Origin of the sequence: Oceanisphaera sp., assembly GCF_052084945.1 — a bacterium.
Taxonomy (GTDB): Bacteria; Pseudomonadota; Gammaproteobacteria; order Enterobacterales; family Aeromonadaceae; genus Oceanimonas.
On the sequence record NZ_JBQDEX010000093.1, the window covers coordinates 1 to 11,883 of the forward strand.

At 48.5% G+C, this 11,883-nt stretch carries 13 protein-coding genes; 8 read left to right on the forward strand and 5 right to left on the reverse strand.

Annotated elements, in window-relative coordinates; all coding sequences use genetic code 11:
* Positions 1 to 515: 515 nt before the first annotated feature.
* From ACTHY5_RS09080 to ACTHY5_RS09115, 8 genes are all read left to right on the forward strand, one after another.
* Positions 516 to 914 carry a DUF2750 domain-containing protein gene (locus ACTHY5_RS09080; protein WP_441878893.1) on the forward strand — a complete coding sequence of 133 codons (399 nt, stop codon included), beginning with the start codon at positions 516 to 518 and terminating at the stop codon, positions 912 to 914.
* Positions 914 to 1,360, forward strand: coding sequence for a YaiI/YqxD family protein (locus ACTHY5_RS09085; protein ID WP_441878895.1), 447 nt, complete (start codon positions 914 to 916; stop codon positions 1,358 to 1,360). The genes ACTHY5_RS09080 and ACTHY5_RS09085 overlap by 1 nt, the downstream gene beginning before the upstream one ends.
* 175 nt (positions 1,361 to 1,535) lie before the next feature.
* On the forward strand, positions 1,536 to 2,081 hold the full coding sequence (locus ACTHY5_RS09090) for a DUF1439 domain-containing protein (protein WP_441878897.1): 546 nt from the start codon (positions 1,536 to 1,538) through the stop codon (positions 2,079 to 2,081).
* A 437-nt stretch (positions 2,082 to 2,518) separates the two neighbouring features.
* The gene (locus ACTHY5_RS09095; RefSeq protein WP_441878916.1) at positions 2,519 to 3,121 is read left to right on the forward strand and encodes a LysE family translocator; all 603 of its coding nucleotides are present in this window, start codon (positions 2,519 to 2,521) and stop codon (positions 3,119 to 3,121) included.
* Positions 3,121 to 3,510 (forward strand): hypothetical protein, encoded by a 390-nt coding sequence (locus ACTHY5_RS09100; protein WP_441878899.1) that lies wholly within the window; start codon positions 3,121 to 3,123, stop codon positions 3,508 to 3,510. The genes ACTHY5_RS09095 and ACTHY5_RS09100 overlap by 1 nt, the downstream gene beginning before the upstream one ends.
* A gap of 55 nt (positions 3,511 to 3,565) precedes the next feature.
* Positions 3,566 to 5,644 (forward strand): protein-disulfide reductase DsbD family protein, encoded by a 2,079-nt coding sequence (locus ACTHY5_RS09105; protein WP_441878901.1) that lies wholly within the window; start codon positions 3,566 to 3,568, stop codon positions 5,642 to 5,644.
* Entirely contained in the window at positions 5,644 to 6,159 is a 516-nt protein-coding gene (locus ACTHY5_RS09110) for a protein disulfide oxidoreductase (RefSeq protein WP_441878903.1), read from the forward strand. Before ACTHY5_RS09105 ends, ACTHY5_RS09110 begins: the two co-directional genes overlap by 1 nt.
* Before the next feature lie 283 nt (positions 6,160 to 6,442).
* Positions 6,443 to 7,774: an FAD-dependent oxidoreductase gene (locus ACTHY5_RS09115; protein WP_441878905.1), complete on the forward strand. Its 1,332-nt coding sequence runs from the start codon at positions 6,443 to 6,445 to the stop codon at positions 7,772 to 7,774.
* A gap of 38 nt (positions 7,775 to 7,812) precedes the next feature.
* Here ACTHY5_RS09115 and ACTHY5_RS09120 read toward each other — a convergent pair whose 3' ends face one another.
* From ACTHY5_RS09120 to crl, 5 genes are all read right to left on the reverse strand, one after another.
* A complete protein-coding gene (locus ACTHY5_RS09120; protein WP_441878907.1) occupies positions 7,813 to 8,256 on the reverse strand; it encodes an OsmC family protein in 444 nt (147 codons plus the stop codon).
* A 68-nt stretch (positions 8,257 to 8,324) separates the two neighbouring features.
* The gene (locus ACTHY5_RS09125) at positions 8,325 to 8,753 is read right to left on the reverse strand and encodes a hypothetical protein (RefSeq protein WP_441878909.1); all 429 of its coding nucleotides are present in this window, start codon (positions 8,751 to 8,753) and stop codon (positions 8,325 to 8,327) included.
* A 96-nt stretch (positions 8,754 to 8,849) separates the two neighbouring features.
* Positions 8,850 to 10,106 (reverse strand): glutamate-5-semialdehyde dehydrogenase, encoded by a 1,257-nt coding sequence (locus ACTHY5_RS09130; protein WP_441878911.1) that lies wholly within the window; start codon positions 10,104 to 10,106, stop codon positions 8,850 to 8,852.
* A gap of 14 nt (positions 10,107 to 10,120) precedes the next feature.
* Positions 10,121 to 11,224: a glutamate 5-kinase gene (gene proB / locus ACTHY5_RS09135; protein ID WP_441878913.1), complete on the reverse strand. Its 1,104-nt coding sequence runs from the start codon at positions 11,222 to 11,224 to the stop codon at positions 10,121 to 10,123.
* A 110-nt stretch (positions 11,225 to 11,334) separates the two neighbouring features.
* On the reverse strand, positions 11,335 to 11,733 hold the full coding sequence (gene crl, locus ACTHY5_RS09140; protein WP_441878914.1) for a sigma factor-binding protein Crl: 399 nt from the start codon (positions 11,731 to 11,733) through the stop codon (positions 11,335 to 11,337).
* Positions 11,734 to 11,883 lie beyond the last annotated feature (150 nt).

The following is an 11,883-nucleotide window of genomic DNA, read 5'->3' on the forward strand; positions in this document are numbered from 1 at the left end:
AGTTCTTTGATTTGATTAATACGAATATCGTCGGTTTGAAAGTACATGCGCAACCCTGCTAAGAAGTAAATTGGAGCCCTTGGCCCACTTGATATAAAAACAATTGGTTTTAATCTATCTCGCACAAGCGCGACTGTAAACGCTCAAATGGTGCTATTGGGCAATTGTTTGCGTTTAAATGGCAATTAGTGAAGAAAAGCCACACTTTCATCGATATCGCTTGCTGAATGATAACGACTTAAGCACTTTTGCAACGGAACCCGCTGACCCCACGGAAAAATAGTAACTGGATCTTAAAAATAGATTGAATGGAAAACCTATAGTTCAGATCCTACTACGCATAATTTAGTCATTCTAACCGAGCCTTAATTCTTACTCTTTATCGACTCCTGTCGTGTTTTTTTGACAGCTTAAAACTGATAGCGGCCCGTAGGAATCGGCAAAACTGGACAAGTGGCGCCTTGCAATGGGATTATGCCAGCAGATATTCATCGCCCCATTATAGAGAGATAACCATGAGCTATAGCTTAACCGAGGCTGATCAAGCAGCCGCAGAAAAAATGCACGATAACGAGCGTTATAACCACTTCGTTAATAAGGTGGTTGAACACCAGGAGATGTGGATTTTAACCGATGAACACGGTTGCATGATGCTGACCTCTGATGAAGACGAAGACTGTATCCCCATGTGGCCCCATGCTGATTATGCCAAAACATGGGCCGTAGATGACTGGGCGGCATGCCAACCAGAAGCCATCAATATGCAAACTTGGCAGTCTCGCTGGCTGCCCGGCATGGAAGAAGACGAATTACTGGTTGCAGTATTCCCTGTGGCCGAGGCTGCCGGCGCACTCGTTGAACCAAGTGAATTACAAGACGCTTTTGAGCGCAAACAAAGTGGACGACAAGGCTAATGCATATTTGGGTGGACGCCGATGCCTGTCCTAAAGTGGTGCGCGACATTTTATTTCGCGCCGCCACTCGCACCAATACACCACTGACGATGGTGGCGAATCATCCACTGCCCTTACCTGCATCAAGCTTGATCAAGCAATTGCAGGTACCCAAAGGCTTTGATGTGGCAGACGATGAAATTGTGTCGCGCATTGCCCCTGGCGAAATTTTGGTGACAGCTGATATTCCGCTGGCTGCCGACGCCCTAGAAAAAGGGGCACAGGTGATCACTCCGCGTGGCGAGAAGTTTGATAAGGGCACTATTCGCGCCAAGCTGACCATGCGTGACTTTATGGATACGTTACGGTCAAGTGGTATCCACACCGGCGGCCCAGCCACACTGAGCTCTGCGGATCGCCAAGCTTTCGCCAACCAGCTGGATAGAATGTTAAGCTCAAAGCCATAGCCGTTTCGTCGCCGTCAACTTCAAACAAGACGGCCAATACGCACTAAAACATCAACAAAAAACTGACACTTGTTGCTGGGCTGTAGGCCTTTAACTTGGTTCGTAGTCATGCAGCAGAGTGGTTTTACTGACAGCTGACAGCTTGCGGCTGACAGCTCTTGAAAAGAGGTACACCATGTTCAGAACTCTAACTCTTGCCCTAGGTGCCCTGCTGTTAAGTGCTTGTGCCTCTGTGAGCCAATACAAGGTCTCAGAAAGTGAGATTGAAAAATCACTGTATACTCTGCTTGAACAAGAAACCCCCCGGCTCACTCAAGGGCTAGTCGATACCCAAATTGAGAAGCTCGACTTACAAATTGGCCCCGATAATCGCGATATAGTGAAGCTGAACCTAAAAGGTGAAACCGCTATTAATGCCCTGATTGCACGTTTTCCGGCAAAGCTCGACTTAGTGGTAGAAGGCCGCCCTGTGTATGACCGTCAGCAAAATGCCATTTTTTTACGCGATTTAAATTTACTGCACAGCAAGGTCGATGCTTTTGGCTATAAGGGTGATATGACAGCAGCATCACAAGGTATGATGCAAGTACTGCGCTCTGTCTTAGAAAACCAGCCGGTGTATAAACTCAACGACACTAAATATGCGTGGATCAGTAAGGCGCCTGTGGCGATGAGCATAGCCCCCGGCCGCTTCGTCTTTAGCCCGCGCTTTGGGGATTGATATAAAACACCTAGCTAAATATCCCCCTACAAAAGGCCAGAGCCAACCCCATTCGTCATTGCGAGGAGTGCAACGACGTGGCAATCCATCTAACAAATAGCTGTACGTTTTACGCTGAGCGCCTTACGAAAAAAACAAAACCGCAGCTTTTTTCTTTAACGTAAAGCGTACAAGGTTAGATGTAGCGTTTTCTTTTTAGAATGGATTGCCGCGCTACGCTCGCAAAGACGTAATAAAGGCGCATAAACATATAGTGCAGGGCTTGACGCTCAACAGGGTATCTACAAAAGCGCTGCTCGAAGGGCGCCCCTAGCAGAACGCTGACGGCTTAAAGCTATCTCCCTTTGTGTCATTAGGGACTTAGCGTACAATGGCGGACGCTATCGATAAGCGTTAACGACAAAATAGGTAGGTGTACTATCAGCTTGGCAGTGTTAATGGTGTTTATTCCCACCTTCTTCTTCGTATCAGTGACTCCAGGTATGTGCATGACACTGGCCTTGTCGCTGGGCATGATGGTGGGTGTACGCCGAACGCTGTGGATGATGCTAGGTGAACTCGTGGGAGTAGGCTTAGTGGCTTGTGCCGCCGTAGTGGGCGTGGCCGCCATCATGCTACAATATCCCGCGCTGTTTCAGCTACTTAAATTCGGTGGTGGCCTGTACCTGGCTTGGTTAGGCATACAATTATGGCGCTCTAGGGGCAAGCTTGCATTAAACCCAGTGGATGCTGGCCCGCGCCATATTCCCGCGCGTACCTTAGTCAGTCAAGGTTTTATTACTGCTATTGCCAACCCTAAAGGTTGGGCTTTTTTTATCGCCCTATTACCTCCTTTTATTGATCATCAAGCGCCTCTGCCAGGCCAGCTGCTGCTCTTAGTCTCCATCATTTTATCACTCGAATTGATTTGCATGTTGCTATATGCCAGCGGCGGGCGCACCTTGAGTAGAGTGTTGCAGCAAAAAGGCAAAGTGCAGTTATTAAACCGTATTGCTGGCAGCTTAATGTTGGGGGTCGCGCTTTGGCTGGCTCTAGGATAATGGCCGCTCGGCCTAAACTAATACCGCGCCAACCCGCTTGGTTGGCGTTAATATTGGTCGCACTGGTAATCAGCCTATGCTTGGGCCAGCGTATGGGGCTATCAACTGCCTGTGCTTACTCACCTAACAGTGAACACTCATCACCTATTGAGGTTACACCGAGCTCTAGCGATTCAGATAATAATACAGATAATGAGCGCTGCAGTTTATCAGAGCAGCTATTACATAAAGTATGGAGCCAATTAGACCCTATCATAATGGCAATATTATTGCCGTTATGGCTGTGGTTATTTCAGCCCCAACTTAGCCGTTATTACCACCGTTACCCTCCTCCATTACTCTTTTCTGGTCGACGACGACACTTAGTGTTGTGCGTATTTAGGGAATGAAACTAACGCAAGTACCCATCTATTATATTGCGTTTATTTATTGGAGATTGTATTTGTGATCAGAATATTTACCCTATTTATGGTGCTACTATGTGCACCGCTCACGCTATTTGCCCAAGGTACGCCAACCCAAAGTACCGGCTGGCAACAAGCACCTGAGCACCCGCCAGTACAAGTGCGTTTAATACAAACGGGGCCCTATAATGCGGCTCAAAATCATTATCCGGCGCTGCTACAAGTTAGATTAGCAGATGATTGGAAAACCTATTGGCGCTCTCCTGGTGAGGGCGGTATCGCCCCTCGCTTAAACTGGGAGTCATCAGACAACCTTGCAGATGTGAATTGGCAGTGGCCCGTTCCCCAGCGCTTTATGCTGCTAGGAGTCGAAACCCAAGGGTATCAGCATGATGTTGATTTCCCGCTACAGTTAACCCCGACTGACGGTGCCAAAAGCACTACCTTTAACGCCAAGCTAACGCTACCCAGTTGCACCACTATTTGTGTGCTAACCGACTACGATTTGCAGTTGCCACTGGACCCTAACTTACGCCTTGATGAACAGCTAAACCATGACTATCAGCAAGCAGTATCACGGGTACCACGGCCTGCCAATCTAGTGAGCAGTGAAACGCTCACTTGGGATGCAGACAGCCAACAGCTTGAAGTGAGCTTACATAATGAACGCGGCTGGCAGCAACCTGCCATTTATGTAGACGAATTAGAAGAGGCCATTTTTAGTCAGCCTAAGGTATCAATTAACAACAACTTATTGCAGGTACGCTTTACCGTTAATAGCTGGAATGATGATCTCAATCTTGACCAGCAAGCCGTAGTGATCACCGCTATTGATGATGGCTTAGCTGAAGAGCTAACCGCCACCATTAGTGCTGGCTCTTTAGCCCCGACCACCGACGCCATGCCATCACTGGCGTGGGTGCTACTTTATGCGGTGTTGGGTGGTTTGGTGCTAAATATTATGCCCTGTGTGCTACCCGTATTAGGCCTTAAGCTTAATAGTTTAATATTAGGCCAGCGTACTAACGCTGCGGGTGAGCCGGTAAGTGTACGCCCGCCATTACTGTGGTCGGCCTTTGGCATTATGTTGTCGTTTTGGTTGCTCGCCGCCTTTATGTTGGTGCTAACTTGGTCGGGGGCGCAATTAGGCTGGGGGATTCAATTTCAACAGCCGGGCTTTATCGGCTTTATGTTATTAGTCACCGCCCTATTCTCACTTAACCTATTTGGTTTATTTGAGTTACGCCTGCCTACTCGCTTAAACACCTGGCTGGCTACTCGCCCAGGGAATGGCAATGGTGGCCATGTATTACAAGGCATGTTTGCCACTTTGTTGGCTACCCCCTGTAGCGCGCCTTTTTTAGGCACAGCAGTGGCGGTAGCTTTGGCTTCATCTCCAATCGTATTAGTGGCCATTTTTACGGGGCTTGGCTTAGGCATGGCCTTACCTTGGTTATTATTGGCGTTATTCCCAAGTGTAATTCGTAGCCTACCAAAACCAGGGCTATGGATGGAAAAAGTCAAATGGCTGTTTGGCTTAATGCTACTGGCTACCAGCTTATGGTTATTGTCTCTGCTCAGCTATACCTTAGGCTCTAGTATCACTTGGGCTTTAGCCGCCCTATTAATTGTGCTGCCGCTCTGGTCTTTAGTACGTCAAAACGGCGCCCGCGGCCTTATATTTGGCGTAGCCGGCATGCTATTGCTGGGGGCAGTAGCAGGCGTCATTGCCTTAGCGACTCAGTCTCATTGGGTAAGCCCAGTTAAAGATGAGCTAGACTGGCAACCTTTGGATGCTGATCGTATAGCCGCTGAGGTTGCCGCGGGTAATCGGGTGTTTGTCGATATTACGGCTGATTGGTGTATTACCTGTCAAGCCAATAAGGTCGGCGTCACTTTACGTGACCCTGTGTACTCGGCGCTGCAAGATGACGATATGGTGCTAATGCGCGGAGATTGGACGCGGCCCGATAAAAACGTCACCGATTATTTGCATGCCAATCAAAGAGCCGGCATTCCCTTTAACCAAGTATTTGGCCCAGGCTTAGTACAAGGTAAAGCGCTGGAAGTGTTACTCACCACGAACAAGGTGATCAGTGCCTTAGATGAGGCTAAATAATGGTGGCAACAACAGACAAGAGCAAAACGAAAAAACTCGGCAAGGGTGTGGTGTATCTGCTGATGTTGATAGTGATAGTAACCGCAGTAGATTTGTGGCGTAGTAAAGACTTACCTAGCAATGTCGACGCCCTTGGTCTGCTCACCACACTAGAGAGAGAAACCCTAGACTTAGCGGCTATCAGTGATGAAAAACCAGTGCTAGTCTATGTTTGGGCTACTTGGTGCGGTGTATGCCGTCTGGTATCCCCCATGGTGGATATGGTGGGTGAGCCCGTGGTAAGTATCGCTTTAGCCTCAGGGGTTGACCCTAAGGTAGCCGGTTATGTCCGCGAAAAAGGCTACCAGTTTACTGTGGTTAATGACGCAGATAATAAGCTTGGGCAAACGCTCGGTATTAGCGTAACACCCACCTTAATGGTGGCCTATAAAGGAGAGTTACGCTTTGCCACCGCCGGCATTACCACCCTACCCGGCATGGTTGCTCGGTTATGGCTGGCTCGCTTGCTAGCCTAACTAACCTTATCGGTTAACCACTCATACTAAGGGCCGCACTCAGCAAGAGCGCGGCCTTTTTTAAGGCACTTCTCCACCTTAACTGATTTAGAACAAGGCAAGTGCGTGGCTATCCTTTATAATAAGGTGCGGCATTAATCACAGTGCCATACTTTTATTAAGGGTGACCAACATCAGTTTACATAACCAATCAGCAAGTTGGGCACCCTGCTCAAAGTGCCAAGGGCGCGGTAGAAACAGCCAGAAAATCCGCAAAAAAGTTAAACTAAGCTATCAGGCAGCATTGCTTCAATTTAAAAAAAATGGCAACCAGGGCATAGCACCTGCACGCCCTAAGGCACATTTATCCTTGTGCCCGGTCTGTAACGGATCAGGCCTAGTCAGCGCCGCTAAGCCGCTGCTTGCAGATACCGAACACTATCCCACTGTCGCCATTATTGGCGGCGGCATTGGTGGCATGGCACTGGCGGTGGCCTGCTTACACCGTGGCATTCCGTTTACCTTATATGAACGTGATAACAACTTTTCCGCTCGCGCGCAGGGTTATGGCTTGACCCTACAACAAGCCAGCAAGGCCATTGAAGGCTTGGGAATTTTCTCTCTCGACAAAGGCGTGGTGTCAACTCGTCACGTAGTACACACCACAGACGGGGATATTGTTGGCGAATGGGGCATGAGAAAGTGGCTTCATACAACGACCGAAGGTACACCTAAGCGCACCAATGTGCACATTGCCCGTCAGTCATTACGTTTAGCGCTGCTAGAGCAGTTAAAAGGGCACCAAGAGGTATGTTGGGGTCATCAACTCGTTGACATTAGTCCCACGACCACTAAAGGTGTTGAACTTAGCTTTCAAGTAGGCGAGCAATTTAGAACAACCCAAGCTGATCTTGTGGTAGGAGCTGATGGTGTTCGTAGTCGCACTCGGGCGCTATTGCTGGGGCAAGATGCCAGCTCTTTACAGTATTTAGGGTGTATGGTGATCTTAGGCATTTGTCCGTTAAGCGCGATAACGGGCGTGAAAAGTGACTTATTAGACTCGGCAACCGTGTTTCAAACAGCCAATGGGCATGAGCGTATTTATATTATGCCCTACGATGCTGACTCGGTAATGTGGCAGCTTAGTTTTCCAATGCCCGAGGAGGAGGCAAAAGCCTTGAGTGCGCAAGGTGTGAGTGCTCTTAAAACCCAAGCCTGTAAACGCACCCAATGGCATCCCCCTATTCCACAGATTTTAGCCGCCACAGCAGAGGCTAAAATATCGGGTTATCCGGTCTATGATCGTGCATTACTTGAGCCTGAGCTGTTTAAAAAAGTCGGCCCTGCCACCTTAATAGGCGATGCTGCTCACCCCATGAGCCCGTTTAAAGGCCAGGGGGCAAATCAAGCGTTATTAGATGCCTTAGCCTTAGCTCGCGCCATTGTGCAAGGCTGTCACCCCAAGTCACACTGGCGAGAAATAGGAATACGAGATGCGCTATTGCAGGGGTTTGAAACGGCTATGCTGGCGCGCACCGCCATTAAGGTGCAAGAGTCCGCCGCAGCCGCTCAGTTTTTACACTCAGATATCGTCTTGCACAAAAGCGATGAACCCAGAGGCCGCTGCTTAAAGTAAGTAATAAGCCAGTTGCTCAGTCTGATAAAAACGGAGGATTAGGCGTGGCAAACGACACCGGCAAGGCTGAGCTTAACACCTTGTATTAGGCTGTCGCCTACTGGGCACTTAGTGCCGATAAAGTCGATAAAGTCGTTAATGTTCTGCTCAGGTGACGATGATTTAATGTGGTAGGTGTAGCGGATATCAGTAAAACCGCAGCGTACATCGGCTTTATTCATAAAACCGTCGGGATCTAAGTCCCCTGCAAGCTCTACCCAAAACGCATCCAACTCAACATTAAATTTGCAAGCATAACTACGAGCCACAATGGCTTGGCAAGCTCCTAATGTGCCCAATAGTGCTTCTACTGGATTCATCGCAGTATCGGTGCCACCTAACTCTGGCGGTTCATCTAAGGTAAATTCAAACCCGCGCGCTTGCACCTTAACGACTGTGCCTTGTTGCAAATGTGCAGTGGCATTAAATTGTTCAACGGCCATGGGATTTTTCCTAATAAATAATGTTCTGCTTCACGGTTAGCGTACGGCTTATTACGTACAGCATGCTCTTAAAACAGTACTCGGCGGCCTTTAATACAGTCACGACATACAGGCTCACCTTGCAGTGAACCCAATACTTCAGGGGCACAACGTTTGCCACAGCAACTACACTCATGAAATGACTTTAAGCGCAGTGCAATCGTGTCTTCTACCAGCGTCAGCAGTTGCTCTAATGTGCCATTATGAGCAGTGACTACTCCCTGAGACGTTGGCTTTGCGGTATGAATGTCGTGATGTCGCCACTGAATAGCCGGCAGCAGGACATCAACCTTATCGTGTTGAAAGGCCACTATGACCAAGGTAGGCTCGCCAATAAATAAGGTTTGCGCCCCTTGTACAGGATAAGGTAACTGACTTTTCAAGTGCAGCCGCCATGTTTCTAAAGTGGGCGGTAAGGGCATGGCCAATAACAAGGCGTCCAACAACTTGGATGGCATAACTTCCTCTCTTCACCTAATACTATCCCACTTCACTGGGTACTATTTTCATATCTGTTGCTAAAAACTGACGGCTTAACGCAGACAGCCATCGACTTATGGCCGAATCAGGTAATCTGCCTGACCAATCCATTTATAACTGGTGAGCTCTTCTAATCCCATGGGGCCACGGGCATGCAGCTTTTGGGTAGATACAGCCACTTCTGCGCCTAGACCAAATTGAGCACCATCAGTGAAACGCGTTGACGCATTCACATACACTGCAGCAGAAGGAGCACCATTAATAAAGCGCTCAGCACTGGTCATGCTGTTGGTCAATATCGCATCTGAGTGACTGGCATTATGCGTGCGTAAATGCGCTAAAGCGGCATCCACATCCGACACCAGTTTAACACCCAGAGTTAGCCCCAACCATTCGGTATCAAAATCTCCTTCAACGGCCACTCGAGCCTGAGCAGGCCCCTGATTTAATACACTTAATGCCGCATTGTCAGCCACCAGCATAACCCCTTTCTCAGCCATGCGCTGGCTTAAGGCTGGCAGTAATTTATCGGCAACTTGCTCATGTACTAATAAAGTATCTATGGTGTTGCACACACTAGGGCGTTGCGTCTTCGCATTATCAATCACTTCGATAGAGCGCGCTAGGTCGGCGCTAGCATCTACAAATATGTGACCAATACCAAAACCGCCAATAATCACCGGAATAGTGGCCTGCTCTTTACATAATTTGTGTAAGTTGGCACCACCTCGAGGAATAATCATATCCACGTATTGGTCAAGTGTTAATAAACCGCTGACCCACTCGCGGCCAGGCTCACTGATATATTGAACTGCCGCTTGGGGTAATTGGCTGGCACTTAGTGCCTGTTGAATCACTTTGACTAACTCTTGGTTAGTATGAAAGGTTTCGCGACCACCACGCAAAATACTGGCGTTACCGGTTTTTAGACATAAAGCAGCAATGTCGATGGTCACATTAGGCCGCGCTTCGTAAATTACCCCCACTACGCCTAATGGTACTCGGCGGCGAGATAAGCGCATGCCATTTTCTAATACACGACTGTCTAGCTCCCCCCCTACGGGATCAGGCAAGGATACGACGTTTCGTACATCATTTGCCATGGCCGTTAGCCGTTCAGTGTTTAGCATAAGTCTATCTAACATAGATTCGCTAATGTCTGCCTCGCGGGCGGCGCGTAAATCTTGCTGGTTAGCCGCTAAAATTTGCTCAGTGGCGGCTTCTAAGGCATCAGCCATCACTAATAACGCTTGGTTTTTGGTGCGTGTTGAGCTATCCGCTAACACATAAGCGGCATCGCGTGCGGCCTGTCCCATTTGTTCCAAATTCATTTTTTCTCCTAGTACTACAACAGCACCAAATCATCACGGTGAATAGCCACACGGCCGTGGCCATGTCCTAACAAAGATTCAATTTGCTCTGAATGCTGTCCTTTAATGACATTCAGATCCAGGGCATCGTAGCGGCAAATCCCCCTCGCTAATTCACGCCCTTCAGGGTTAACAATACGTACCGCTTCACCGCGGCGAAAGCGCCCTTCAATACGCATTATGCCTTTGGGCAATAAGCTGGAACCTTTTTCACGTACCGCTATTACCGCCCCTGCATCAATGTGAATTTCGCCATGAGGCGGTGGGCCAGCTAAAATCCAACGCTTACGGCTTTCTAATGGCGTAGCCAGTGCTGGAAAACGCGTTCCAATACGCTCACCATCGGCTAAGCGACCAATCACTTCTGGCACTTGGCCGGTCGCAATCACGACATCAACGCCTGCACGACGTGCTACGTCAGCCGCTTGTAACTTAGTGGCCATGCCTCCAGTCCCTAAGCCACCAATACTACCGCCCGCCAGTTTACGCAGGGTATCATCTATGGTTTTTACTTCTTCAATCAGCTGTGCTTTAGGATCATTGCGCGGATCGGCGCTAAACAAGCCTTTTTGATCTGTCAGTAATACCAAGAGATCAGCTTCCGCTAAAATAGCCGCTCGGGCAGATAAATTATCATTATCGCCTACTTTTATTTCATTGGTAGCCACGGCATCATTTTCATTGATCACAGGAATAATGCGTTGATCTAATAAGGCGCGCAGCGTATCACGGGCGTTGAGATAGCGCTCGCGGTCTTCCAGATCAGCTCGAGTTAGCAAGATCTGTCCCACATGTAAGCCATAAAGGTTGAATAACGATTGCCAAGTTTGGATAAGTTGAGTTTGCCCCACAGCTGCCAGCATTTGCTTATTGGCCATGGTATTGGCTAGTTCAGGAAACCCCAAATGCTCACGCCCTGCCGCTATGGCGGCGGAAGTGACCACAATAATGTGATGGCCAGCGCGGTGTAAACTGGCGCACTGGCGCACCAGCTCAACCATATGGGCGCGATCTAGATAACGAGTGCCCCCCGTAAGCACACTGGTGCCCAATTTTACAACAATGGTTTTGCCTTTCATGGAACGCCCTGCAAATCTTGACTAATAACAGTACCGACGAAATCGGCAAGATAATAAAATGAAATACGTCGCTCTAACACCCAAGATCGCAACTCAATGCAGCAAACGGCCTAAGCAAGGCTTAGTACATGATCTTTTTCTAACGTAGCACTAGGGCTAATAGTGAGGGAGAGACTCTCTAAACAGGCTGCTAGTTTAGCGTAAAAATCACGTAATGTACGTGTCACTTCTGCTTGGTGCTTTTTAGGTAAGGCACGCCCTTGCCACTCGCCTTCAATATCAAAAAAGCCAAATTGATAATGAAATTCAAAATGTTGACCATCTTGAGTATCAAGCGTTAGCCACCAGCCCCAAAACTCACGCTCATTAGGGGCAGCTTTGGCACTCACACACACCGCCAAACAATCAAAAAAATACTGTGACTCGCTCGACTTTAACTCCCGTAGATAGGGCCCTATCGCCGTGAGTATCCGTACCAGTTTACGGTGCGTAACTGTATCTGTAGACATGCAACCTCCTTGTTAACTTGTCTATATGTAACGTGTTTTAGCGCGGGGGTAAAGGCTGCTTGCCCTGCTTGCTATAAATATCATCGATAATGTAGCAGGCCTGATGGTGTGGGAGTCGCTAAAGGCTAGCGCTTTGCCTACCCACAAATA